This is a genomic window from Streptomyces sp. NPDC059247 (assembly GCF_042754005.1).
Taxonomy (GTDB): Bacteria; Actinomycetota; Actinomycetes; order Streptomycetales; family Streptomycetaceae; genus Streptomyces.
In genome coordinates, this window is the sequence record NZ_JBHYZW010000001.1 from 160,995 (window position 1) to 185,851 (window position 24,857).

A 24,857-nucleotide genomic window follows, 5' to 3' on the forward strand; every position below is an offset into this window, starting at 1 on the left:
TTTGTGGTTGTGTGAATCATTTTTTTGTTGTAATCTCATGCGACGGCCTGTTCGCGTGGTTCGTGGGTCGCCCCCGCGCCCCCCGCCCCCCCCCCCCCCCCCCACCACTTCGAATTTCTTGATCCTAGCGAGTGTAGGGCAGTTCAAAACCCTTGTCAGCTGCCGCTGATTCATAGGATGACAGCATGTCTGAAACTACTGAACGGACCTCTCGAAGAGATAGATCTGCCCCTGCCAGATCCTTCATCCTGAGGTCCTCCGCCAGCTCTTCGATGGTTTCCTGAAGGATCTTCAGGGAGTCTCCTTGGATGGATAGAGCTGGATATCGGCGATCATTCAGCTGGATTACGGCGTAGTTTCCGGAAGTGGCCAGAACTGTGGCCGAAGTTTCTCTTTCGGTCATTAGTTACCTTGAGGGTAGAAGGTGATGTGTGGCCTCGTTGTGTCAAGCAGGCCAGTGAATATGTCCTGCTGTCGGCCCACGCCCAGTGTGATGTCAGCCTTCGGGAGTGAGCTTGAAACGGAGTGCTTCGTTCGACTTTTTACGTCGGTGATTACGAAATCCCAATCAGACAGATGACCCACCCCCTTGGGGTTCGATTCTGAAATTGGCCCCAAGGTGCGACTTCCTACAACCGATATAGGCTTTCCTATTCGGTTTGCCGCATTCTGGATGCGGGAAATTTCCGACCCGCTGAGATTCGACAGGTCGGCGCCACCCCCGACAGTCGGCTCGCAAGGGGTTGAATTGTGAACCAGTACTGGCATCTCGCCCGCGAGGACATAGTACGTGTGGATGCGATTGACCGTCAGGTCGAAGGTCCGCTGCTGCTTCGTGTAGTGGCGGACTGCAGCAACCTCGACGGCCGATCCGTCCGACGTGCGGAGCATTGTGCCCGGCTCGATGTCGCCCGCGTCGATCCACTTCTTCAGGTTCGCCGACCAGAAGGGGTGGGTGTCCGTCGCGACGAGCTTCGTGCTTCCCGTCGTGGTCTTCACCGTGAGTTCGGTGAAGTCCTTGTCCTCCTCCGTGCGGATGACCTTGAGGACCTTCTGGCCCTGTGTCTCCCCGGTGTCCGGGTCCGTCGCCAGGACCACGTCGCCTTCGGTGACGTCCTCTATGTTCTTGGACGATCCGTCGGCGAGCAGGACCTTGGTGCCAGGGAGGAAGCTGTGCTTCCCGGTCAGGCATGTCTTGCCCGCGACCTCGGCGGCGTCCTCTATCTTCTCGCCGCCCTTCAGCCCCTTGAGGAGCTTGAGGCCCTTGAACGGCTTGAGGAAGGGGATGTCAGTCGCGGCCCAGGCACATTGCGAGGCGGCTCCGTCACCGAAGCAGTCGGACCACGCCTCGGTGTCGGGGAGGATGGCCGCACCGATGACCGGTCCGATGTACCGGCTGTAGAAGGTCACCGGCGGGGGCGGGTTTGCCACGAACTTCATCTGCGTCGACTTACCGCGTCCCTTGGACGTGGCGCGGTCCGACCAGATGGTCTGCGATGACTTGAAGGTGACGTTGTTCTGCCGCCAGCGGTAGCTCCAGCCGCCGTGGTAGTCGAGGAACCAGCTGCTTCCTTCGGTGCGCTCGTTGTAGGCCCCGTCGCCGGTCGTCTCCCGCTTGTCGTTGTAGTCGGCGCCGCCGACCGGGCCGTCGGGACGGAGGCCCGTCGGGTCGCTGAAGGAGACGGGGTTGTTGTTGCCGTAGCTGTAACCCTGGGACTGCTGGGGGTCGTTCAGGTCGAGGATCGGGTCGACGCTGATGAACCGGCCGATGGCGGGGTCGTACTCGCGGGCGCCCAGGTGGGTGAGGGCGGTGTCGGGGTCCTTGGTGCCGCCGACGAAGCCCTTGTCGCCGATCCAGTTCGTCGGCTGGGTGCCGCGCGGTCCGCCGAAGATGGTGGTCTTGCGGCGGGTGATCGCCTGGGTGGCGTCGTTGGTGATCTGGGTGGTGCCGGTGCCGTGGTGGTCGTTCAGGAGGAAGGTGAGCTTGCCTCCCTTGTACATGGCCACGCCGCCGTAGTAGCGGGTTCCGGTGACCGTGCCGCTCTTGTCCCGGTGGAGTTCGTTGCCCCCGGGAAGGTAGAGGGTGGTGCCGGTGGAGTCCTCGCGCAGGAGGCGCTGGCCGGTGGTGTCGTAGAGGTAGCTGGTGGTGTCGGTGACCTTGGTGCTGGACTTGAGGTGTCCCTCGTCGTTCCAGACCAGTGTCTCCAGGTCGGTGGTGCCGATCTTGCGGGTCTCGGTGTTGCCGGCCGCGTCGTAGGTGTAGGTGTCGGTGCGCGGGGCGGGGCCGGTCTGGGTCACCGAGGGCAGGTTGTGCTTGCCAGCCGCCGGGGCGGCGTAGTCGCGGGTGATGTCCGCGGTCGGTCCTGACGGGGTCTTGTGCTGGACCTCGGTGTCACGGTTGCCGACGGCGTCGTAGGTGTAGCTGGTCCAGTAGGCGTCCGGTCCGCCGACCACGCTGGCGGACGGGGCGGTGGCGCAGGCGGTGCCGGTGTTGGTCCAGGCTTCGGTGATGCGACGCAGGGTGTCCAGGGTGAAGCACTGGGTGTCCGTGGTGCGGGCCGTGTCCTGACCGTTTCCGGTGGTGACGCGCTTGATGTTGCCGGCGGGGTCGTAGGTGTAGGAGTTGTCCTCGACGCGCTGGGGCGCGGTGTCGCGGTCGGTGAACGCGTTGGTGACCTGACCGGTGTGCTCGTCGTACTGCGTGGTGGTCCACACGTGGCGGCCGAACTCGCCGTACTCCGTGCGGATCGGGCGGCCGTAGTGGTCGTAGGTCATGTCCGACACGAGAGGGGCGCTGCTGGTCTCGGTCATGGTGCCGACCGTGTCCAGGAGGCCGGTGACTGCGGTGTAGCCGTTGCTGACCATCTCATGGGGCAGGTCGGCCAGCTTCGGGTGCTCGATGTCGAGGACCTGACCGGTGTTGTCGTTGTACGAGGTGAACCACTCGTACGTGCCCTTCAGGCCTTCCTCGGAGTCCGGGACGGTGAATCTGGTGATCGTGGGCTGGTAGGCGTTGTTGTAGCCGGTGGTCTCGGTGACCCAGGCGTTGCCCGCGTCGTCGTTGCGGGTGGCCTTCCACAGCTGGCCCTTGGCCCCGGCCGGGTCGTAGCTCCAGGAAGCGAGGGTCTTGGTGCCCTTGCTCAGGGAGGTGGGGCGTCCGAGGACGTCGTACTCGGTGTGGAGCGTGATCAGACGCGCGTCCTGGACGTCCGTGGGGCGGTCGCCCTTGTCGTACGTCGTGACGGTCTTGCCCTTGTCGGGATCGACGGCGGTGGTCTGGCGGCCGCGGATGTCGTACTGGTACGTCCACTCAGCGCCGGAGGGGTCCACGACCTTCTTCAGCCGGCCCTTGGCGTCGTAGGTGAAGTCGGTGCTCTGGGAGGTGGTGCGGGCCGCGTTCGTGTACTGCTTGAGTTCGATGGTCCGGTTGAGCGCGTCGACCACGGTCGTGGTGGCGATGCCCCCGGCCGGCGGGACGACCGTGGTGGCGTCACCGCTGTAGGTGGTGGTGGTCCGCTTCTCCTCGTCGGTGTAGCGCTTGGCGATCACCGCCGTGGGCCGTCCGAGGCCGTCGAACTCGGTCTGGGTGGAGGACGGGTACTGCGTCTCCTTGCCGGTCGCCTGGACCGGTTCGGCGGCGCCGGTGGCGAAGTACGTTCCGGAGTTGGTGACCGCCTCGCCGCGGGTGTTGTAGAAGATCTCGGTGATCAGGCGGCCGGCCCGGTCGGGGGACTCCTCCTGGCTCTGCAGCGCGCGCAGCAGGCCGTCCTGGAAGGAGTAGCTGGTGCGGTACTGGTTGTCGTGGGTGAGGGTCTTCACCGTGGTGATGACCGGCCCGTTGTTGCGGAGGAGGTAGTCGTACTGGAAGTTGGGCGACGTGGGGTAGGTCGCCTGGGGCCGGGACGGCAGCCACGCCTTGGTGACCCGCCCCAGCGGGTCGTAGGAGGTCGTCGTGACCTTCCCGTTGGCGTCGGTGACCTTGGTGGGCAGGCCGCGCCGCGGCGAGAGCACGGTGGTGACCGTGTGACTGAGCGCGTTGGTGAGGACGCTCCCGGTCGGGACCTCTCCGGTGGCGGGGGTGAAGCTGCTACGGCTCACCTTGCCGTAGGCGTCGGCCGAGGCGAGCTGACGACCGTAGATGTCGTAGCAGAGCTGGGTGCCCCCGGTACCGCAGGTGCTCGGCGTGGAGGAGGTCACCTCGTAGCCGTCGCCGGTGCCGTTGATCCGCTCCGACTTGGTGACGAGGCCCTTGGTGGGGGCCGTGTGCAGGGCCAGACCGTCGTAGTGGGTGCGGACGTCGTCGATCACGTCCGCGGGACGCGCCACGGTCTCGCCACAGGCCACGGCGACGGTCTCGCTCCGGGACACCTTGTCCAGGATCGCCGAGGTGCCGGTGCGGGCGTAGGTCGTGGTCGTGCACTTCTCGTCACCCGGCTTGTCGACGTCGCCTTCCTCGGAGAGCGTCGTCACCAGACCGTAGGAGTCGAAGCCCTTGACGGTCCGGGTGGTGCGCTCACCACCGGTGACCTTTACCCGGGTCTCCTCCGTCTGCGTGCCCGTCATGTACGCCTCTAGGGCGGTCAGTCCGGTACGTGTGCGAGTCGCCGTGACGGCCGAGCGCCAGGGAAGGTACGAGGAGGCGCTGACGAGCGGTCCGCCGTCGTTGTCGTACGTGGCGGTCTCGCGCAACATGCCGGCGAACTGCTCGCGGTCGGTGACGGCGATGCCTGCGGAGTTCTTGACCTGGGCGCCGTCGATGCCGCGGAAGTACCGTGCCTCGGTCAGGGTCTTCTTGTCGAAGCCCGCGCCGGTGCGGGTCTGGACGAGGTGGTAGCCGCGGGGAAGAGCGTAGGTGAGGTTCTCCGCCTTGGTGAACTCGTCCTCGCTCTTGGCCCACTCTGCGCCGCCGACGTAGGTGTACTCGGTGACGGTGTCGGGAGTGGCGGAGATGTTGTCGCTCTCCGTGACCCGCTTGACCGGGTAGGTGTTGAACCAGTCGTGCTCGGGCGTCGGGCTGCTGATGATCGTCTTCACCGTGTAGCAGCGAGTGCCGTTGGTGTCGTCGGTCGGCGGGAGGGAGGTCGTGGTGCAGTCCGGGGTGTGGTAGTCGACACCGATGGCGCCGCCGGACTCCGTGACGATCTGCGACATCCTCATGCGGATGAACGGGGCCAGGCCGTCCTTCAGGCCGTCGACGCGGTTGGGCAATTGCACCGGGACGAAGGTGATCGCCGGGACATCCGCGACCGTGGCGCCCTCCTTGGCGGTGCGCTTGACCGACTGCAGCCACATGGGGGTGGAGATGCCGTCGCCCGAGGGGGGGAAGGTCTGGGTCAGCTGCCAGGAGTCGACATCCACGTAGGCACCGGCGGTGAGGACCTGCGTCGAGATCCCGGTGAGCCTCATGCTCGACCAGAAGCTCGGCGAGTACAGCCCCTTGCACTCCGTCGCCGTGTCCTTGCAGTACAGGTCGAGCGGGGTGTCCGGCCAGTTGAGGGCGTTGGACACGTCGAAGGTGCAGTTCTTCTCGCAGCGTTCCTTGGAGGTGAACGTCACCTTGCCCATGGCCTTGGCCGCGTACGGCGCGCTGTCGCGCAGACCGTACTCGATGCGCTCCAGGTAGCCGCCCCGGTCGTACGGCGTCTTCGTCGAGGCCCCGGTGGTCGCGTTGACGTTGCGGCCGTAGTTGTTGGTCTCCTTCTTCCAGAAGTAGGCCATCGCGTTGCCGTTCGGGTCCACGACGTAGTCGAGGTTCCAGCGCCATGCCTGCTGGCACCACGAGGTGGCGAAGGAGGAGGTGGCGCAGGGCTCGTTGGTGTGGTTGCCGAAGACAGGGGCGGTCAGCGTGGAGTTGGTCACGGCGTTGCCCGTGGCCCACCCGGGGAGCTTGTGCTTGCCGAAGAAGTACTGGGTGCCGTCGAGCGTGGTCACCTTCCAGTGCTCGCCCGCGCCCGCCACACTGCCCGTGCCCGCGTCGCCGTTGTCGACGCCGCTGAGCTTCTCGACCTTCTCACCGCCGTCGGACGTCGGGTGCCAGCCCTTGGCCGTGTCGAAGACGAGCTCGGTCGTCTTGCCGCCGAGCGAGAGGGTGGCGTTGTTGCTGTACCAGCACTGGTCGCCGACCTTGGTGGTGTTGGTGCCACCGCTCTTGTCGTCCTCGCAGGACTTGTACCGGCGCTCGATGTAGCCGGGCTCGTAGCCCCAGCCGTCACCGATCCAGCCGGCCTGGTTGTTGGAGGCGGAGGTGCGGCCGTCGACGGCCTGGGAGCTGTAGCCGAGCGTCACACCGGGCTTGAGACCGCCTGGGACGGTGGGCGTGCTCACCGGGTAGCTCCAGGTGAAGCCGCCCGTGGAACCGCCCGCGCTCCAGGCGCCCGACGGCTCCAGCGAAGTCGCCGCGAACGAACCACTCGTTCCCGAGGCGCCAGCCGTCGCGGCCAGCACCGTCACACCCGCCGCGGCCCGGGACGCTCCGGAGACACCTGCGGGAACCGGCGCGACGGCGCTGAGGGTGCGGCCCTTCGTGTCGTTGACCGTCTTCAGCGGCTTCGCGGTCCGGCACCCCGGCTTCTCGGGAGTCGTCAGCACACAGGAGGGCAGCTGGACCAGACCGAGTCGCGCCGCCCAGTCACCGCCGTAGGTGTCCTTGAACGCCGAGTAGTCGAGGCTGACATCCGCCTGGCCCGCGACAACTACCGCGTCGGCCCTGCCGACCGTGAACAGCGGACCGTCCACCCCGGCCTGCTCCGCCGTCGCACGGGACTTCACCGAGATCTGGGCTCTGCCCAGCGCCGACGACTTCCCGTCACCCTGCGACCGGGATGCCTTGGACCCGGCCTCGGGAACGGCGTACACCGACACGGGGAGCCGGTCCCCCGTCCCAGCGGTCCGGCCCGAGGCGTCCCGCACCGAGACGCCGACCGTCCGCGTACCGGGCGTCGGCCAGGCGGTGTGGGCCGTGGCCTTGACCCGTCCGATGTCCGGACGCTTGGGTCCCCCCGCCTGGACCGGCTCGACCGGTACGGGTTTCGGCTGCTTCAGGCCCGGCAGCGAAGCGCTGACGGCCGGGCCCTGACCCGCTAGTGCGAATGAGGTGGACGGCAGCAGTCCCACTGCCATCACCGCGGACAAAGCCGCGGCCCACCCTCTGGTTCGGAAATTACCCACTTACTCCCACCCCTTAAAAGACAGGTAAAACCGGTGGACTGTATCAAGGGTCCGAGGAGACGTCTCTAGGATTTCTCGTCGAATGTGTCCGGTTTCCCGGGGTTCTGACTCGTCGGTTCATTGCTGTCGGCTAGCTGACTTGCAGAGGCCCAGTTCAGAGAGAGTCAGGTCGGATGAACCGGCTCTTCATGAGAATTCCTTGTTGTCCACTTTTAATGCGTAAAATTCCCGGAGATGGAGGCTGCTTCGACCTGTAGAGTCGCCCCGATTCGGACTCGTCATGTCGGTCGGATAGCGGCAGCATGCTCGAATCAGGACGCGCATTTGGGGAGGACTTTCAGTAGTGTCCATGACAAAGAGATCGTCTTTCGGGCAGCCTCGGGGGGGCCGTCTGATACCCAACGTGGTGGCCGGTGCCATGATCACCTCGATCATGGCGGCCGTGCCCGCCACCGCCCTCACGCCGCAAGCGCCGCCAGGGGTGGTCGTGAGCCCGGCGTCCGTCACCGATCCCGTCGCCGACGGGTCATTGAGCGAGGAGGACTACGCGCTCCAGCGGGCCGCTACGACGGGCCAGCCCTACGAAGTGGTATCCCGGCGGAGCGAGAGCTCCGACACGTGGGCCCAGCCCGACGGGTCGTTCAAGGTCACCGAGCACGGGACGCCCGTGCGACTGTGGCGTGACGGGGACTGGATCGCTACGGACCCGACGCTGCAGTTCGCCGCGGACGGATCGGTGGTCACCAGGGCGACCAGCGTCGCGGTGAAGTTCTCCGGGGGCGGCACCGCGCCGCTGATCCAGGGGTCGATGAACGGCCGTTCGCTTTCGCTGACCTGGCCGACCGTGCTGCCCAGGCCCACCCTCGACGGCAACGTCGCCACGTACGCCGAGGTGCTGTCGGGTGTCGACCTCCAGCTGAAGGCGGAGGTCGAGGGCTTCTCGCAGGTCTTCGTGGTCAAGACCCAGCAGGCCGCGCAGAACCCTGATCTGACCCGTCTGCAGTTCGGCCTCCAGACCGACGGCTTGACGGTGTCGAAGGATGCGGAGACGGGGAGCCTGGCGGCGGCGGACCCGGGAGGCCAGGTCGTCTTCTCCAGCTCGGCGCCGATGATGTGGGACTCCACGAAGGCGGCCGGCGGACAGGCGGGCGTGCCTGCGGCGAAGACCGCCGGTTCCGCGGGAGCGGACAGGACCACGGAGGACGGGAGCGCGTTCGACCCGGGTCTGGGCGCGCAGGACGCGGTGATGCCGACGGAGCTGACGGCGGACACGCTCACGATCACCCCGGACCAGGAACTGCTGACGGGAGCCGACACCACCTACCCGGTGTACATCGACCCGAGCTGGAGTTACGGCGACCGGCAGAAGTGGAGCTGGACCCGGGTCTACAAGGCATACCCGGGCCAGTCGTTCTGGAACTCCAAGGATCCCGTCCGGGTGGGTTACGAGTCGCAGACCGGCGGGTCGAACCGTGTCTCGCGCTCGTTCTTCCAGCTCGATGTGTCGCATCTGAAGGGCACGGAGGTGAAGTCGGCGACGTTCCGGGTGAAGAACACCTGGTCGTGGTCATGCCAGGACCGTCCGGTATATCTGTACCCCACCGGTGGGATCAACTCCAGGACCAACTGGAACAACCAGCCGGGCAAGCTGACGGGCTCACCCCTGTTCACGGTCAATGACTCCAAGGGCTGGGTGCCTCCGTCGGGAAACTCGGCGTGTCCTGCCGGGGGACTGGATTTCGATGCCACCAGCTGGGTGAAGAGCAGGGCTGCCGCGGGCGCGGAGAACGTCACTTTCGGCCTCTACGCCGATGAGACCGACACCTTCGGCTGGAAGAAGTTCGACCCGAAGACCGTCGTCCTGGAGACCGTCTACAACACATCTCCGGACCTCCCGAGCAAGCTCGGCACCAGCCCCGTCACCCCGTGTGCGAGCGGCGGGACCCTCGGCAACGTGACCGTCGGCTTGTACGCCACTATCACGGACGAGGACAAGGGCAACCTCACCGCCGAGTTCGAGCTCTACGAGAACAAGGCCGGTACCACCAGCCGCGTACTGGCCAAGTCGGTGCCCGCGCTCAACGGCAGGGTCGCGACCCTGTCCGTGCCAGTGGCCCAGACCCCCGGTGGCGACGGCGTCAGTTACACCTGGAGGGTTCGCACCCTGGACTCCGACAAAGCGGACTCCGCCTGGAAGGGCGCCCCGTGCGCCTTCAAAGTGGACCGACAGCGACCCAAGAAGCCCCCGGTGATCGTCTCCCCCGTCCTCGGCAACGGCACACCGCTTTTCCCCCCGGGCGACGCGGGGTGGCCGAGCCGGACGGGCAGCGCCCGCCAGAAGGTGACGTTCACGTTCCTGCCGGTCGAGCCGGATATCAAGAAGATCTTCTGGTGGACCGACACCGACCCGGACGTCAACGAGGTGGCGCCCTCCAACGGCGTCTACTCCGGTCTGGTGGTGGTTCCGTCCTACGGCCCGCACATGGTCTACGCGTACAGCGTCGACGCGGCCGGTAACCGGTCCGACACCGCGACCTACCTCTACTACGCCAACAGGGACCAGGAGCGGGACGAACCCAACGACGTCAACGGTGACTGGTTCCGTGACATGTGGAGCCCCGACAGCAACGGGACCCTGATCGCCTACACCGGCCACGGCGACCGGGTGTTCTCCACCATGAACGCCGCGTCCGGCGGAGCTCTCTTTCCCGGGCAGCAGGTCGTCATGACGGGGGACTGGCAGCAGGACGGCTACAACGACCTTCTGGCCCTCGTTCCCAACCCCAACCAGAACGGCGCGAAGGACCTCCAGGTCTACAGGAACAACGGCTCCGGACTCGTCAACACGGACGGAGGCCCCAAGACCCTGCGGACGTCCAACGACAGCAACAGGCACTGGGCCCAGGCCGACCAGATCATCGGCGGAGACTTCGACGCCGACACCAAGCCCGATGTCCTGGTCAAGCAGGCGGACAAACTGTGGTTCTACCGAGGCGCCCGGACCGAGGTGCTAGGCGGTCTCGGCGGCGGCATCATACCGATCGGGGACGCGGCCTCGCAGTGGAACAAGTACACGATCGTCTCTACCGGTGACATCAACGGCGACAAGCTCCCCGACCTGCTCCTACGGGAGGATGCCACCGGGGACGTCTTCCGCTCCCACGCCACCGCTGACCCCGGCAACCCGGCGAAGGCGAACTTCGCCACCTGGGGACGTAACCCGGTGAAGATCGCCAGTGGTCTGAAGATGTCCCTCTACCCGCAGATCGGTACTTCCGGCGACCTCGACGGCGACGGCTCCGGCGACGGCGTCACCGACGGCGACGGAATCATCGACCTGTGGGCCCGCAAGGCCGACAACACCATGGTCGGCATGCGCGGCAAGGGCACACCTACCAGTCTCACCGGTTTCGACACCCCTTACGTCATCGACGGCATCACCGGCGGCATCCGCCTCGCGCCCAAGACCGTGATCCCCTCCGGCCACTCCATCACCGCCCAGGCATCGACCCTGACCATGGGCACCGACAACAGGCTTGCCATCACCAACAAGGCCGGGAAAAAGGTCTGGATCAGCGCAGCCGGTCCCAACGGTGCCTTTGCGCGGGTTCAGGACAACGGCAACATCGCCCTCTGTGAAGCATCCAGCACGGATGCGCCGAAGTGCGACACGACGGTCACTGGAGCCACCAACCCTGGAGAAGGCTTCGCGATCCTCAAAGACTCCGGCGACCTCACTGTCTACAACGACAAGAGCCACTCCCTGTGGTCCAGCGGCACCTCCGTCCGTCACGACCACAACCGTGACGGCCGCAGCGACATCGCGAACTGGTACGACTACAGCGACGGCCACGACGAGATCCACACCCTCGCCACCGACTCGGACGGAATGTTCGCGTCTCCCCGCGCGGGCTGGTCAGCACCCATCGGCCACTTCGACGCGGCGGACATGAAGCGTGTCACCGGGGACTTCAACGGTGATGGCGTGGGCGACCTCGCCAGCATCTACGGGTACAACGACGGACGTGCCTCCCTCTTCACCTGGCTGGGAAAGGGCGACGGCACGTTCGGCAACGCGGTGCGATCGTGGACGGCTGATCCTGGCCGCTGGTACGCCAAGAACATGACCCCCTACAGCGGGGATTTCAATGGCGACGGACGTGACGACATCGCGGTCTGGTACGACTATTCGGACACGACTGACAGCCTTTTCACCTTCACTTCCACTGTCACCGGAACGTTCAACAATCCAGTGACGTCCTGGCGCGGGATCATCGGCTGGGAGCAGTCACGGGCGAAGACCGTCAGCGGCGATTTCAACCGTGACGGGCGCGACGACCTCGCGACCTTCTACCACCTCGCTGACGGCGGCGAGAAGATCCGCATTTTCTCCGCCATGGCGAACAACGTCTTCGTGCCCGTCGACAGGTGGAACTCCACCAACTGGGGTGACTGGAATCGCACCACGTTCCATGCGGGAGACTTCAACGGTGACGGGCAGGACGACGTGGCCGCCTGGTACGACTACGTGGATGGCACCGACGGACTCCACATCTGGACGAGCACGGCGAGCGGAGGTTTGAGCAGCGCTTACCCGGCATGGACCGGTGCCGCGAACTTCATGCACCGTGGCAACCTCAAGCTCGTCACCGGCGACTACAACGGAGATGGAAAGGACGAGTTCGCCGGCCTGTACGGCTACGCCGCCGCTCCGGACGCCGGTGCGGTGAAGATGTTCACCTGGCTGACGAACGCGGCCAACAGATTCGAAGGCCCCGTCGCCAGTTGGTCCGCCACACCGGGGAACTGGGACTTCAACCGTGTCACGCTCTTCGAGAAACAACTCTGACATGCCTCCTACGGTGTCCGCGTGATGCGTCGCCCCCGTCCTGCAGACCGCAGGACGGGGGCGACCTGGCTTGCCGGACCAACTTGTTCCGCTCGGGAAGGCCCTTCGGCTCGGGGCACGAGGGGTTCGTCCGCGGTACCGCGGGCAGTCATGGGACGGCCGCCGGGCAGTGTCCGGGGGAGCTGTCCCTGTGGCGCTCGCCGGGCAGGTGCCCGGCCGTCGCACACGTACCCCGCCCGCATGCCCGTATCCCCTTCAGAGATGCCCCTGGCCGAGCTCGACCGTCGCCGATTCCTTGTCCTGATGCAGGAGAGCCTTCCTTTCGATCACTGCTTCCGCGCGTTGAAGGGCGTGTGCGGCTTCGGTGACCCCGGCCGGTTACTCTGCCGAGCGGAACCCGGTCCGGCACCCGTCCGACGGCAAGAAGGTCACCCACGTTCCCACCCCCCATCCCTGCGCGGGCTGCGGATGTGGGAGCGTAAAAGGGTGAGTGAGACACCGACGAACACCACCCTCCAATACCGCGTGGACGGACGCGACGACGCTCCCGTCCTGGTCCTCGGGCCCTCCCTGGGCACCACCTTCCACATGTGGGACCGGCAGATCCCCGAACTCACCAAGGACTGGCGGGTCGTCCGGTTCGACCTTCCCGGGCACGGCGGGGCCCCCACCCAGCCCTTCAGCTCCGTCGCCGACCTCGGCGACCGGCTGCTCGCCACCCTCGACACCCTCGGCGTCCAGCGCTTCGGATACGCGGGCTGCTCCCTCGGCGGGGCCGTCGGCCTCGACCTCGCCCTGCGCGCACCCCACCGGATCGCCTCCCTCGCCCTGGTCGCCGCCTCGCCCCGGTTCGGCACCGCCGACGAGTTCCGCCAGCGCGGGGTCGTCGTCCGGGCCAACGGCCTGGAGCCGATGGCCCGGACCGCCCCCGAGCAGTGGTTCACCCCGGTCTTCGCCGGTGCGCAGCCCGCCATCGTGGACTGGGCCGTCCAGATGGTGCGCACCACCGACCCCGCCTGTTACGTCGCCGCCTGCGAGGCCCTCGCCGTCTTCGACGTCCGGGCGGCCCTGGACCGGATCGGCGTGCCCGTCCTCGTCCTCGTCGGCTCCGAGGACCAGGTCACCGGTCCCGCCGAGGCCCGCACCCTGGTCGCGGGCATCCCCGACGCCCGGCTCGCCGTCGTCCCCGGCGCCTCGCACCTCGCCCCCGTCGAGCAGCCCGCCGCCGTGACCGACCTGCTGCTGGAGCACCTGGCGGGCACCGCGCCCGACACCAGCGGGCCGCTGACCCTGCCGCCGCTGCCCGCCGTCCCCGTGGCCGAGCCCGCCCCGGTCGCGGAACCGGCGGAGAAGGGGCGGCCCGACCCGTACGAGCGGGGGCTCGCCCTGCGCCGCGAGGTCCTCGGCGACGCCCATGTGGACCGGGCGCTGGCCGACGACCCCGACGGAGACCTCCAGGACCTCCTCACCCGGTACGCCTGGGGCGAGGTGTGGAGCCGCGACGCCCTCGACCGGCGCACCCGCAGCGTCGTCACCCTCACCGCGCTCGTCGCGGGCGGCCACCGCGAGGCCCTCGCCGACCACACCCGCGCGGCCCTCCGCAACGGCCTGTCCGCCGCCGAACTGCGCGAGATCGTCCTCCACGCGGGCGTGTACTGCGGGTTCCCGGCCGCCGAGACCGCGCTGCGGGTCGTCGCCCGCGCCGTCGAGGAGGAGACCAGGCCCCCGGCGTAGGCTGGACAGGGTGAAGCTGACGAAGAAGTCCCACGCCTGCGTCCGCCTGGAGAAGGACGGGCGGACGCTCGTCCTCGACCCGGGCGTCTTCACCGAGGAGGACGCCGTCCTCGGCGCCGACGCCCTGCTCGTCACCCACGAGCACCCCGACCACTTCGACGAGGGGCGGCTGAGGGCCGCCCTGGAGGCCGGTCCGGCCGTCGAGCTGTGGACGCTGCGGAGCGTCGCCGAGCAGCTCGCGGGCGCCTTCCCCGGCCGGGTGCACACGGTGGGGCACGGCGACGCGTTCACGGCGGCGGGCTTCGACGTGCGGGTGCACGGCGAACTGCACGCCGTGATCCACCCGGACATCCCCCGCGTCACCAACGTGGGCTTCCTCGTGGACGGCGCCGTCTTCCACCCCGGCGACGCGCTCACCGTGCCCGAGCAGCCCGTCGACACCCTGCTCCTGCCCGTCATGGCGCCGTGGAACAAGATCTCCGAGGTCATCGACTACGTCCGCGAGGTCCGTCCGCGAAGGGCGTACGACATCCACGACGCCCTGCTGACCGACCTCGCCCGGCCCCTCTACGACCGGCAGATCGGCGACCTCGGCGGCACCGACCACCAGCGGCTCGCCCCCGGGACCTCCGCCGAGGTCCTCGTCCCCGGCACGCCCGCCGGGGACTGACCGGCCCCGGGGCGCCGGGGCCCGCCGCGACGGCGATTGTCGGACCCCGCACGTAGGCTTGCGCCCATGCGCATCGCCACCTGGAACGTCAATTCCATCACCGCCCGGCTTCCCCGACTCCTCGCCTGGCTGGAGAGCACCGGCACCGACGTGCTGTGCGTCCAGGAGACCAAGTGCACCGCCGAGCAGTTCCCCACCGAGGAGCTGCGCGCCCTCGGCTACGAGTCCGCGGTCAACGCCACGGGCCGGTGGAACGGCGTGGCGCTGGTCTCCCGCGTCGGCCTCGCCGATGTCGTCACCGGTCTGCCCGGCGGCCCGGAGTACGACGGCACGGAGGAGCCCCGGGCGATCTCCGCGACCTGCGGCCCGGTCCGCGTCTGGTCGGTCTACGTGCCGAACGGCCGGGAGGTCGGCCACGACCACTACGCGTACAAGCTGCGCTGGCTGGACGCGCTGCGCACGGCCGTCGGGCCGGACGCGGCGGGCGAGCGGCCCTTCGCGGTCCTCGGCGACTACAACATCGCGCCCACCGACGACGACGTCTGGGACGTCACCGACTTCGAGGGCGCCACGCACGTCACGGAGCCGGAGCGGGCGGCGCTCGCCGAGCTGCGCGCCGCGGGCCTCTCCGACGTGGTGCCGCGCCCCCTCAAGTACGACCGCCCGTACACGTACTGGGACTACCGCCAGCTCTCGTTCCCGAAGAACAAGGGGATGCGCATCGACCTCGTCTACGGCAACAAGTCCTTCACCGAGGCGGTCGGCGACAGCTATGTGGACCGCGAGGAGCGCAAGGGCAAGGGAGCCTCCGACCACGCGCCCGTCGTGGTCGACCTCGACGTGTAGGCCCCGGGCCCCGGCCCACCTCAGGCCCACCTCAGGCCACCCCGGCCCGCCCCAGGCCCGCCGCGCGCCCGCCCCGGTCCCGGCCGCGCGGCGGGACGCGCGGTCCGGCGGCCGTGCCGGTCCCCGCGTGCCGGGTCGTCGACCGGCGGGCGTCGGTGCGACGCTGTTGCGATGAACATCCCGTTCCTGGACAACTGGCTCAAGCGGCGCGAGCCCGCGCCGGTCCCCTCCCCGCTGGCCGAGGCCCTCGACCGCGACCCCGGGGGCGTGGGCGAACTGCTCGCCGAGTGCGAGCTGCTGCGCGCCCGCGCGGACCGGTCCGGGGTGGCCCTCGACGACACCCCGCGCTCCCTCCAGGAGCTGGACCAGCTGCCGCCCCGCTGGCGCGACGACCCCGAGGAACTGCCCTGGGTGGGGAACGACGCGGGGCTCTACCTCGGCACGGTGATCGTACGGAACGTGCCGGGTGCCCGCTGGCACGTGTGGCCGGACTCGGGACCGGTGGTGCGCCTGGTCTCCGGGCGGGAGATCCAGGTCGTCGAGGCGGGACTCGACTGGGCGATGACCGGCTCGCCCGAACTCTCCCAGGTGTACGCGGAGGCCGCCGAGCACTGATCCCCTCGGCCCAGCCCCCGCCACCCTTCCGCAGTAAATACGGCTTATTGCGGTTTCATGCGTGTCGGGCGTGAAGTCCCTTTTCCGGTGGATAGTTTGCGCTGACTCGACACCGCTGAGAAATGGGGCAGGGCAGCGTATGGCCGTCGTCGATCCTCTGATCGAACTGCGTGACGTCAACAAGCACTTCGGCACGTTGCACGTCCTCCAGTCCATCGATCTCACCATCGGCCGGGGGGAGGTGGTCGTCGTCATCGGCCCGTCCGGCTCCGGCAAGTCCACCCTCTGCCGGGCGATGAACCGTCTGGAGAGGGTCGAGTCCGGCGAGATCCTGATCGACGGGCAGCCACTGCCCGAGGAGGGCAAGGAACTCGCCCGGCTGCGCGCCGAAGTCGGCATGGTCTTCCAGTCGTTCAACCTCTTCGCGCACAAGACCGTCCTCGCCAACGTCTCCCTCGCGCAGATCAAGGTCCGCAAGCGCAAGAAGGAGGAGGCCGACCGGCGTTCGCGCGAACTCCTCGACCGGGTGGGGCTCGCCGCGCACGCCGACAAGTACCCGGCCCAGCTCTCCGGCGGCCAGCAGCAGCGCGTGGCCATCGCCCGCGCCCTCGCGATGGACCCCAAGGCGCTCCTCTTCGACGAGCCGACCTCGGCCCTCGACCCGGAGATGATCAACGAGGTCCTCGAAGTCATGCAGCAACTCGCCCAGGAGGGCATGACGATGGTGGTCGTCACCCATGAGATGGGTTTCGCCCGCTCGGCGGCCAACCGGGTCGTCTTCATGGCCGACGGGAAGATCGTCGAGGACCGCGCGCCGGAGGACTTCTTCACCGCCCCGCGCAGCGAGCGCGCCAAGGACTTCCTCTCCAAGATCCTGAAGCACTGAGGGGCGGGCGACCATGCAGCGCACGCGCCGAACCCTGACCCCGCTCGCCCTGCTGCTCGCCGTGACGGCGGCGCTCGGCGGCTGCGGCAGGGAGGGCAGCCCGCCCGTGAAGGGCCCGCAGCCCGACCAACTCCCCGTCTACCGGGTCCAGTCGTCCTTCACCCTGCCCGCCTCACCCACCTGGGAGCGGGCGAAGAAGCGCGGCCGGCTGATCGTCGGAGCCAAGGAGGACCAGCCGTACATGGGGGAGAAGGACCCCGCGACCGGCCGCTACTCCGGCTTCGACATCGAGATCGCCAAGATGATGGCGGCCTCCCTCGGCTTCGACCCGGCGGGCACCGACTTCCGTACGATCGCCTCCGCCAACCGCGAGACCGCCCTGCAGAACGGCCAGATCGACTACTACGTCGGCACCTACACCATCAACGACAACCGCAAGAAGCTCGTCGGATTCGCCGGGCCCTACTACCTGGCGGGCCAGTCCCTCCTGGTCCGCACCGACGAGCACGACATCGACGGCCCCCAGGACCTGGCGGGCAAGCGCGTCTGCTCGGCGACCGGTTCGACCCCGTACCAGCGGATCGAGAAGGACTACCCGAAGGCCCAACTCGTCGCCTACGACACCTACTCGGCCTGTGTCGACAACCTGCTGACCTATCAGGTCGACGCGGTGACCACCGACGACACCATCCTCATGGGCTACGCAGCCAAGGTACCGAACGAACTGAAGGTCGTCGGCAAGCCGTTCTCCGAGGAGCCGTACGGCATCGGAGTCCCGCGCGACGACAACGCGCTGCGCTTCGCCCTCGACGACGCCCTCGCCGTCCACGAGAAGAACGGCGACTGGAAGAAGGCGTACGACGCGACCCTCGGCCTCTCCGGGGTCCCCGCCCCCCAGCCGCCGCCCATCGACCGCTACCCGGCGAGCTGACCGGAGGAACCCCATGGACGTCCTGACCGACAACTTCTCGCTCTACGGCAAGGGTTTCCTCGGCACCGTCGAACTCACCGTCTACTCCTCGGCCCTCGCCCTGGTGCTGGGCTTCCTGATGGCCTCCTTCCGGGTCGCGCCCGTCGGCTCCTTCCGGGTCTTCGGCACGGTCTGGGTGACCCTCCTGCGCAACACCCCGCTGACCCTGCTCTTCTTCGCCGTCATGCTGGGCCTGCCCCGCTTCGGACTCGTCCTGCCCTTCGAGCTGTTCGCGGTCCTCGCGCTCGGCTGCTACACCTCGGCCTTCATCTGCGAGGTGCTGCGCTCCGGGATCAACACGGTGCCGCGCGGCCAGGGCGAGGCGGCCCGCAGCCTCGGCATGACCTTCACCCAGACGCTCGGCACGGTCGTGCTGCCCCAGGCGTTCCGCACGGTCATCCCGCCGATCGGCTCCACCCTGATCGCGCTCGCCAAGAACTCCGCCATCGCCGGGGCGTTCAGCGTCACCGAACTCCTCGGCACCTACAAGACGCTCAGCGAACTCGGCTACGACATCGTCTGGACCTTCGTCTGGATCGCCGTCGGCTACCTGATCATCACCCTCACCATCAGCGCCCTCTTCCACCTCTTGGAGAAGCACTGGGGAGTCGCCCGATGACCGAGTCCACCGCCCTCTACGACGTCCCCGGTCCGCACGCCCGGCGACGCCACCTGATCTACGGACTGGTCTCCACCGCGCTGATCCTCGCGCTGGCCGGCTGGATCCTCTACCTCCTCTTCGCCAACGACCAGTTCACCTCCACCAAGTGGTCGCCCTTCCTCTACAAGGGCATCCAGGAACTGCTGCTCCAGGGACTGGCGAACACCCTCAAGGCCTTCGCCTACGCCTCGGTGCTCTCGCTCGTCCTCGGTGCCGTCCTCGCCGTCGGACGCCTCTCCGAACACCGTCCGGTGCGCTGGGTGTCGACGCTGATCGTCGAGTTCTTCCGCGCCATGCCGGTGCTCGTGATGATCTTCTTCATCTTCGTGGCGCTCAAGGTGCAGCCGCTGCCCGCGCTGGTCGCCGGACTGGCCCTCTACAACGGCTCGGTCCTCGCCGAGGTCTTCCGTACCGGCATCCACGCCGTCGCACGGGGCCAGGGCGAGGCGGCGTACGCGCTCGGGATGCGCAAGACGCAGGTCATGACCTACGTCCTGGCGCCGCAGGCGGTCCGGGCGATGCTGCCCGCGATCATCAGCCAGTTGGTGGTGGCCCTCAAGGACACCTCGCTGGGATACCTCATCACCTACGAGGAGTTCCTGCACGCGGGCAAGCTGATCGCATCGAACCTCGACTACGACCTGCCGTTCATCCCGGTGGTCATGGTGATCTCGCCGATCTACATCGGCATGTGCATGGTGCTCTCGTGGTTCGCCACCTGGGTGGCAAGGAGGGAGCGGCGCAGTCCGAAGACGGAGGCCGTGGGAGTGGCCCCGGCCGAACCGGAGACGCTGCTGCCGGGACGGTAGCGGCGGACCCTCACCCGCCCGGCAGCAGCCGGTGATCACTCCTTCCGCAGCGGTACCGACACGCACGACGGGTCGGCCGGGGGAGAGGAGAAGGTCAGCTGCGCGCCGGTCGGGTCGTGCTCGATGCACAGCGGATCGACGGCGTCGACGACCACAGTGCCCCGACGGTAGCCGGGCGTCTCACCTCAGGGAGCCGCCCGGTGAGTTACGTGCGGGTGATGATCTGGTCGGGCCTACCCACCGGGAAGAGGACCGTCACGCCGCCCCCGCCCGGCATGATGGGTACGGCCCCGGGCCGCCGGGGGCGTCGCGGAAGCCTGGCGGGGAGCACGGCTCCGGAGCGGGTCGGAGGGTGTCACGGGAGGCACGGGAGGCACGGTGGAGAGCATGGCCCCGGAAGGCGTCGCGGGAGACCCGGGGGGTGTCCCCGACGTCTTCGACCCCAGGATCTACGCCGAGGGCATCCCCCACGCGCGCTTCCGCCTCCTGCGCGACCGGGCGCCCGTCGCCCGACAGGCGGAGCCGGGCGTCCTGGGCTGGCCCGAGGGGCCCGGCTTCTGGGCCGTCACCCGGCACGCCGATGTCGTCCGGGTGCTCAAGGACTCCGCCACGTACTCCTCGTACCTCGGCGCCACCCAGATCCGCGACCCCGACCCCGCCGACCTGCCGTTCATCCGGCGCATGATGCTCAATCAGGACCCGCCGGGGCACGGCAGGCTGCGGCGGCTCGTCAGCCGCGCCTTCACCCCCGGCCGGATCGCGCGCTTCACCGACACCGCCCGCGAACGGGCCCGGCGGCTCCTCGCCGACGCGGTCGACACCGGCGGTCCCGGCGGGACCGTGGACCTCGTCCGGACCGTCACCGACGACTACGCCCTGCTCAACCTCGCCGATCTGCTCGGCGTCCCCGCGGCCGACCGGAGGCTGCTCCACACCTGGACCGAACGGGTCATCGCCTACCAGGACCCCGACCAGCCGCCCGTCCTCGACGCGCGGGGAGAGCCCGTCAACCCCCGCTCACCGGGCCAGTTGGCCGAGATGTTCGCCTACGCCCAGGAGCTGGCCGCCCATAAACGGACCCGGCCCGCCGACGACGTCATGAGCGTCCTCGCCGCCTCCGAACTCGCCGACGCCGAAATGGAGATGTTCTTCTTCCTGCTGACCGTCGCCGGGAACGACACCGTCCGCAGCGCCGTCCCCGGCGGCCTGCTCGCCCTCGCCGGACACCCCGGCGAACAGGCGCGCTGGTGGCGCGGCGAGGTCGGCACCGGAACGGCCGTGGACGAACTCCTGCGCTTCCACCCGCCCGTGCTCTCCTTCCGTCGCACCGCCGCCCGCGACACCGAACTCGCCGGGCGGGCGATCCGGCGCGGCGACAAGGTCGTCGTCTTCCACGCCTCCGCCAACCACGACGAGCACGTCTTCCCCGACCCGCACCGTCTCGACCTCGGCCGGAGCCCGAACCCGCACGTCTCCTTCGGCGACGGACCGCACATCTGCCTCGGAGCCCACTTCGCTCGCCTCCAACTCCACGTCTTCTACGAGGAGTTACGCCTTGCCTGCGGCGGAGTCGAACTTGCCGGGCCGCCCCGGCGGCTGGTCTCCCACTTCGTCAACGGCCTCAAGTCGCTGCCGGTGCGACTGCGGGAGCCGTCCGCGCCGGGACCGTGACGTCCGCCATCAGCTCCACCACGTCGGGGCCGTACGCCCGAGAGTTCACCACCTTCAGGAGCAGCACGAACGAGCCGGACCGGTACCGGCGGGCCAACCGCTCGTAGTGGCGGGCCAGATAGCGGGTCGCCGCCTGGTTGGTGATGGCCCGCTGGCCGCAGAAGAGGAAGACCGGCCGGCACTCCTCGCCCGCCATGAGCCGGGCGAGGATCACGTACTCCTCCGTGCCCGCGTCCATCCGGTACCGCTCCGTCCCGATCACGAACGAGCCCTGGTCGGGGCCCCGCTCCGCGTCCACGTTCACGGTCAGCCCCGGGAGCAGCGTCGCCAGATGGGCGGCGGTCCGTCTGTTCGACCCCGGTCCGCCGACGCAGAACTCCGTCCGGTCGCCGAAGCCCTGGTGCGCCTGGTCGTGCGACAGGATGCGGGCGTGCGCCCCGCACTCCTTGATGAGCGAGCAGAGTTCGAGGAGGGCGAAGACGTCGAAGCGGTGCACCGCGCCACTGCCGCCCGCCTCCTTGTTGACCACCAGCAGGCACTCGGAACTCCCCGGCAGGCCGAAGAAGTCCCGCTTGCGCCGGAGCTTGCGCCGCCAGAAGTACGTACGGCCCAGCCAGCCGAACGACGCGCTGACCCCCGTCGCGAGGACCCCGAGCACGATGTTGCGCAGGTCTTCGTTCATGGGCGCGCATGGTAGCGGGGAACACCCTTTCGTTCGAGGCGGTCCTGACGCGGGCGCCCCCGGGAAGTTACGCTGCGCGGACGGTTGTTGACTGTGGAGGTAGGGAATGCGTGGCTCCGCCGCTGGCAAGGTCTCGGTTCTCGCCGTCGCGGTGACGGTGCTCTCGATGGGGGCCGCCGTCCCGGCCCCGTCCCCGCCGGGCGCCCCGCCCGGCCCGCCCGCCAAGACGCCGGTGGCCGCCGGGTACGGCGGGGCCGTCGCCAGCGTGGACGCCGACGCCTCGGCCGCCGGTGTGGAGGTCCTGCGCAAGGGCGGCAACGCCGTCGACGCGGCCGTCGCCGTCGCGGCGGCCCTCGGCGTCACCGAGCCCTACTCGGCGGGCATCGGAGGCGGCGGCTACTTCGTCTACTACGACGCCCGGAGCCGTACGGTGCACACCGTGGACGGACGCGAGACCGCGCCCCGCACCGCCGGACCCGGCCTGTTCCTGGAGAACGGCGCGCCCATCCCCTTCGAGGAGGGCCAGACCAGCGGTCTCGGCGTCGGCGCCCCCGGCACCCCGGCCACCTGGCGCACCGTCCTCGACGCCTGGGGCACCGAGCGGCTCGGCGCCCTGCTCGAACCGGCGGAACGCCTGGCGCGCGACGGCTTCACCGTCGACGCCACCTTCCGCTCCCAGACCGCGGGCAACGAGGCCCGCTTCCGCGACTTCCCCGCGACCTCCGCGCTCTTCCTGCCCGGCGGTCAACTGCCCGTGGTCGGCTCCACCTTCAAGAACCCGGACCTGGCCCGTACGTACGAGAAGCTGGGACGCGAGGGCGTCGGCGCGCTCTACCGGGGGCCGCTCGCCCGGGACATCGTCGACACGGTGCGCAAGCCCCCGGTGCGCGAGGGCGCCACCCGCAAGGTGCGCCCCGGCGATCTGACGGAGCGTGACCTCGCCGCGTACCGGACCGAGTTCCGCAAGCCGACGAAGGTGGGCTACCGGGGCCTCGACGTGTACGGCATGGCGCCGTCCTCCTCCGGCGGCACGAGCGTCGGCGAGGCCCTCAACATCCTGGAGGGCACCGACCTCTCCGCCGCCTCCGAGGCCCGCTATCTGCACCGGTACATCGAGGCCAGCCGGATCGCCTTTGCCGACCGGGGCCGCTGGGTCGGCGACCCGGCCTTCGAGTCCGTGCCGACCCGGGGCCTGCTCTCCCAGCGGTTCGCGGACTCCCGGGCCTGCCTGATCCGCGACGACGCCGTCCTCACGAGTCCGCTCGCGCCCGGCGACCCGAACAGCCCGGTGCCGTGCGCGCCCGGCGGGACGGCGGCCCCGACCACGTACGAGGGCGAGAACACCACCCACCTCACCGTGGCCGACAAGTGGGGCAACGTCGTCGCCTACACCCTCACCATCGAGTCCACCGGCGGCAGCGGCATCACCGTGCCCGGCCGGGGCTTCCTGCTCAACAACGAGCTGACGGACTTCTCCTTCGCCCCGGCGAACCCGGCCGTCCACGACCCGAACCTGCCCGGACCCGGCAAGCGCCCGCGCTCCTCGATCTCCCCGACGATCGTCCTCGACGGACACGACCGGCCCGTCCTCGCCCTCGGTTCCCCGGGCGGCGCGACCATCATCACCACCGTCCTGCAGACGCTCACCGGGGTCCTCGACCGGGGGCTGCCGCTCGTGGACGCCATCGCCGCGCCCCGCGCCAGCCAGCGCAACCAGGCGACCACCGAACTCGAACCGGCCCTCTGGAACAGCCCGGTCAGGGCCCGGTTGGAGGCCATCGGGCACGGTTTCCGGCAGAACCCGGAGATCGGCGCGGCGACGGGCGTGCAGCGCCTGCCGGACGGCCGCTGGCTCGCGGCGGCGGAGCCGGTCCGCAGGGGCGGCGGCTCGGCGATGGTGGTGAGGCCCGCGGGGAAGTAGGCCGGAGTCGGGGGCCCTCGGGGAGCCGTGTCCCTGAGGGAGTTTCCCGCGGCCTTCCTTCCTGAGGGTGTCCCTACGGGTGGTGTCCCGATGGGGTCGGTCTCCTGCGGGGCCGGTCCCTCTGGGAGACGTACCCCTGGGGGCACCTCCGGGGGCGTACCCCTGAGGGACGTGCTCCTGAGGGACGTACCCCTACGGGTCCTGTCCCGGCGGGGATGTCCCCTACGGGCCAGGCCCCGCACGGGTCCGCCCGACCGGAGGGGCCGCCCTGGCGGGGTCGCCCCTTCCGGGACCCTTCCGGGCACCCCTGTGGGGCCGTGCCTACAGGGCCGTCAGCACCCGGGGGCCCGCGTCGGTGACGGCCACCGTGTGTTCGGCGTGCGAGGCGCGCGAGCCGTCCAGGGTGCGGATCGTCCAGCCGTCGCTCGCCGTGTAGTGGTCGTCCGTGCCGCCGCCGATCAGCATCGGCTCGATCGCCAGCACCATGCCGTGCCGCAGCTTCATCCCCCGGCCGGGCCGTCCCTCGTTGGGGACGCCCGGGTCCTCGTGCATCGCGCGGCCGATCCCGTGGCCCCCGAAGCCGTCCGGGATGCCGTACCCGGCGGCCCGGCAGACCCGGCCGATCGCGTGCGCGATGTCGCCGATCCGGTTGCCGACGACGGCCGCCGCGATGCCCGCCTCCAGGGCCTTCCCCGCCGTGGCGACCAGCCGGGCGTCCTCCGGCGCGGCCGGTCCCACCGTGAAGCTGACCGCCGAGTCGCCCGCCCAGCCGCCCAGCGTCGCCCCGCAGTCCACCGAGACCAGGTCGCCGGGGGCCAGCCGGGCCCCGTCCGGGATGCCGTGGACGATCGCGTCGTTCACGGAGACGCACACGACCGCCGGGAACGGCACGGGCGCCCACTCCGGGCGGTAGCCGAGGAAGGGCGAGCCCGCGCCCGCCGCGTCCAGGACCTCCCGCGCGACCCGGTCCAGCTCGGTCAGGGGGACGCCGGGCGCCGCCTTCTCCCGTACGGCCGCGAGGGCACGGGCCACGACCCGGCCCGACTCGCGCATCGCCGCCAGGTTCTCGTTCGTCTTGATCTCCACCATGCCAATTACTATACCGGTATTAGAATGGGTCGCATGGTGCGCACACCCCTGACCCCAGAAGAGCGCGAGCGCGGCGAGCGGCTCGGCCGTCTCCTGCGCGAATCGCGCGGCGACCGGTCCATGGCCGAGATCGCCGCCGCCGCGGGACTGTCCGCCGAGACCCTCCGCAAGATCGAGACCGGCCGGGCCCCGACCCCCGCCTTCTTCACCGTCGCGGCCCTCGCCGGGGTCCTCGGCCTGTCGATGGACGAACTGATCACCCGCTGCGTCTTCGTACCCGTCTGACC

16 protein-coding genes are annotated in these 24,857 nt (G+C 69.2%); 12 read left to right on the forward strand and 4 right to left on the reverse strand.

Translation table 11 applies throughout. The features are described 5' to 3' along the window. Nucleotides 1-124: 124 nt before the first annotated feature. Together ACFXGN_RS00720 and ACFXGN_RS00725 are read right to left on the reverse strand one after the other, a co-directional pair. On the reverse strand, nt 125-403 hold the full coding sequence (locus ACFXGN_RS00720) for a DUF6959 family protein (RefSeq protein ID WP_384851582.1): 279 nt from the start codon (nt 401-403) through the stop codon (nt 125-127). Then, nucleotides 403-7,119, reverse strand: coding sequence for an RHS repeat-associated core domain-containing protein (locus tag ACFXGN_RS00725; RefSeq protein ID WP_384851584.1), 6,717 nt, complete (start codon nt 7,117-7,119; stop codon nt 403-405). The genes ACFXGN_RS00720 and ACFXGN_RS00725 overlap by 1 nt, the downstream gene beginning before the upstream one ends. 466 nt (nt 7,120-7,585) lie before the next feature. On the opposite strand from ACFXGN_RS00725, the gene ACFXGN_RS00730 reads away from it, so the two are divergent. From ACFXGN_RS00730 to ACFXGN_RS00775, 10 genes are all read left to right on the forward strand, one after another. Next, nucleotides 7,586-12,016 carry an FG-GAP-like repeat-containing protein gene (locus tag ACFXGN_RS00730; protein WP_384851586.1) on the forward strand — a complete coding sequence of 1,477 codons (4,431 nt, stop codon included), beginning with the start codon at nt 7,586-7,588 and terminating at the stop codon, nt 12,014-12,016. Nucleotides 12,017-12,502: 486 nt separating this feature from the next. Beyond that, nucleotides 12,503-13,750 carry an alpha/beta fold hydrolase gene (locus ACFXGN_RS00735; protein ID WP_384851588.1) on the forward strand — a complete coding sequence of 416 codons (1,248 nt, stop codon included), beginning with the start codon at nt 12,503-12,505 and terminating at the stop codon, nt 13,748-13,750. Nucleotides 13,751-13,760: 10 nt separating this feature from the next. Beyond that, nucleotides 13,761-14,420, forward strand: coding sequence for an MBL fold metallo-hydrolase (locus tag ACFXGN_RS00740; protein WP_384851589.1), 660 nt, complete (start codon nt 13,761-13,763; stop codon nt 14,418-14,420). Nucleotides 14,421-14,486: 66 nt separating this feature from the next. Then, the gene (locus ACFXGN_RS00745) at nt 14,487-15,266 is read left to right on the forward strand and encodes an exodeoxyribonuclease III (protein ID WP_384851591.1); all 780 of its coding nucleotides are present in this window, start codon (nt 14,487-14,489) and stop codon (nt 15,264-15,266) included. Between the two features lie 171 nt (nt 15,267-15,437). Next, a complete protein-coding gene (locus ACFXGN_RS00750; protein ID WP_384851593.1) occupies nt 15,438-15,881 on the forward strand; it encodes a DUF6278 family protein in 444 nt (147 codons plus the stop codon). Nucleotides 15,882-16,020: 139 nt separating this feature from the next. Beyond that, nucleotides 16,021-16,767: an amino acid ABC transporter ATP-binding protein gene (locus ACFXGN_RS00755; RefSeq protein WP_384851594.1), complete on the forward strand. Its 747-nt coding sequence runs from the start codon at nt 16,021-16,023 to the stop codon at nt 16,765-16,767. A 13-nt stretch (nt 16,768-16,780) separates the two neighbouring features. Then, a complete protein-coding gene (locus ACFXGN_RS00760; protein WP_384851596.1) occupies nt 16,781-17,698 on the forward strand; it encodes a glutamate ABC transporter substrate-binding protein in 918 nt (305 codons plus the stop codon). Nucleotides 17,699-17,711: 13 nt separating this feature from the next. After that, a complete protein-coding gene (locus tag ACFXGN_RS00765) occupies nt 17,712-18,356 on the forward strand; it encodes an amino acid ABC transporter permease (RefSeq protein WP_384851598.1) in 645 nt (214 codons plus the stop codon). Next, nucleotides 18,353-19,207, forward strand: coding sequence for an amino acid ABC transporter permease (locus ACFXGN_RS00770; RefSeq protein ID WP_384851600.1), 855 nt, complete (start codon nt 18,353-18,355; stop codon nt 19,205-19,207). Before ACFXGN_RS00765 ends, ACFXGN_RS00770 begins: the two co-directional genes overlap by 4 nt. A 387-nt stretch (nt 19,208-19,594) precedes the next feature. After that, nucleotides 19,595-20,878, forward strand: a complete 1,284-nt coding sequence (locus ACFXGN_RS00775) for a cytochrome P450 (RefSeq protein ID WP_384851602.1) — start codon at nt 19,595-19,597, stop codon at nt 20,876-20,878. On the opposite strand, the gene ACFXGN_RS00780 is transcribed toward ACFXGN_RS00775, so the two are convergent. Continuing rightward, on the reverse strand, nt 20,829-21,560 hold the full coding sequence (locus ACFXGN_RS00780; protein ID WP_384851604.1) for a hypothetical protein: 732 nt from the start codon (nt 21,558-21,560) through the stop codon (nt 20,829-20,831). The two genes, ACFXGN_RS00775 and ACFXGN_RS00780, sit on opposite strands and share 50 nt — an antisense overlap. 106 nt (nt 21,561-21,666) lie before the next feature. On the opposite strand from ACFXGN_RS00780, the gene ggt reads away from it, so the two are divergent. Beyond that, nucleotides 21,667-23,481 carry a gamma-glutamyltransferase gene (gene ggt / locus ACFXGN_RS00785; protein WP_384851606.1) on the forward strand — a complete coding sequence of 605 codons (1,815 nt, stop codon included), beginning with the start codon at nt 21,667-21,669 and terminating at the stop codon, nt 23,479-23,481. 321 nt (nt 23,482-23,802) lie between these two features. Here the strand turns inward: ggt and map are convergent, their stop codons facing one another. Next, nucleotides 23,803-24,570, reverse strand: a complete 768-nt coding sequence (gene map, locus ACFXGN_RS00790; RefSeq protein WP_384851608.1) for a type I methionyl aminopeptidase — start codon at nt 24,568-24,570, stop codon at nt 23,803-23,805. A 33-nt stretch (nt 24,571-24,603) separates the two neighbouring features. On the opposite strand from map, the gene ACFXGN_RS00795 reads away from it, so the two are divergent. Beyond that, the gene (locus tag ACFXGN_RS00795; protein WP_366442747.1) at nt 24,604-24,855 is read left to right on the forward strand and encodes a helix-turn-helix transcriptional regulator; all 252 of its coding nucleotides are present in this window, start codon (nt 24,604-24,606) and stop codon (nt 24,853-24,855) included. Nucleotides 24,856-24,857 lie beyond the last annotated feature (2 nt).

Bases quoted from the DNA above. Each gene is read 5' to 3' on its own strand.
- ACFXGN_RS00765 (WP_384851598.1), top strand. From the start codon at position 17,712: ATGGACGTCCTGACCGACAACTTCTCGCTCTACGGCAAGGGTTTCCTC.
- ACFXGN_RS00775 (WP_384851602.1), top strand. From the start codon at position 19,595: ATGGCCCCGGAAGGCGTCGCGGGAGACCCGGGGGGTGTCCCCGACGTC.
- ACFXGN_RS00720 (WP_384851582.1), bottom strand. From the start codon at position 403: ATGACCGAAAGAGAAACTTCGGCCACAGTTCTGGCCACTTCCGGAAAC.
- ACFXGN_RS00725 (WP_384851584.1), bottom strand. From the start codon at position 7,119: ATGGCAGTGGGACTGCTGCCGTCCACCTCATTCGCACTAGCGGGTCAG.
- ACFXGN_RS00760 (WP_384851596.1), top strand. From the start codon at position 16,781: ATGCAGCGCACGCGCCGAACCCTGACCCCGCTCGCCCTGCTGCTCGCC.
- ggt (WP_384851606.1), top strand. From the start codon at position 21,667: ATGCGTGGCTCCGCCGCTGGCAAGGTCTCGGTTCTCGCCGTCGCGGTG.
- ACFXGN_RS00755 (WP_384851594.1), top strand. From the start codon at position 16,021: ATGGCCGTCGTCGATCCTCTGATCGAACTGCGTGACGTCAACAAGCAC.
- map (WP_384851608.1), bottom strand. From the start codon at position 24,570: ATGGTGGAGATCAAGACGAACGAGAACCTGGCGGCGATGCGCGAGTCG.
- ACFXGN_RS00795 (WP_366442747.1), top strand. From the start codon at position 24,604: ATGGTGCGCACACCCCTGACCCCAGAAGAGCGCGAGCGCGGCGAGCGG.
- ACFXGN_RS00770 (WP_384851600.1), top strand. From the start codon at position 18,353: ATGACCGAGTCCACCGCCCTCTACGACGTCCCCGGTCCGCACGCCCGG.
- ACFXGN_RS00745 (WP_384851591.1), top strand. From the start codon at position 14,487: ATGCGCATCGCCACCTGGAACGTCAATTCCATCACCGCCCGGCTTCCC.
- ACFXGN_RS00750 (WP_384851593.1), top strand. From the start codon at position 15,438: ATGAACATCCCGTTCCTGGACAACTGGCTCAAGCGGCGCGAGCCCGCG.
- ACFXGN_RS00780 (WP_384851604.1), bottom strand. From the start codon at position 21,560: ATGAACGAAGACCTGCGCAACATCGTGCTCGGGGTCCTCGCGACGGGG.
- ACFXGN_RS00730 (WP_384851586.1), top strand. From the start codon at position 7,586: ATGATCACCTCGATCATGGCGGCCGTGCCCGCCACCGCCCTCACGCCG.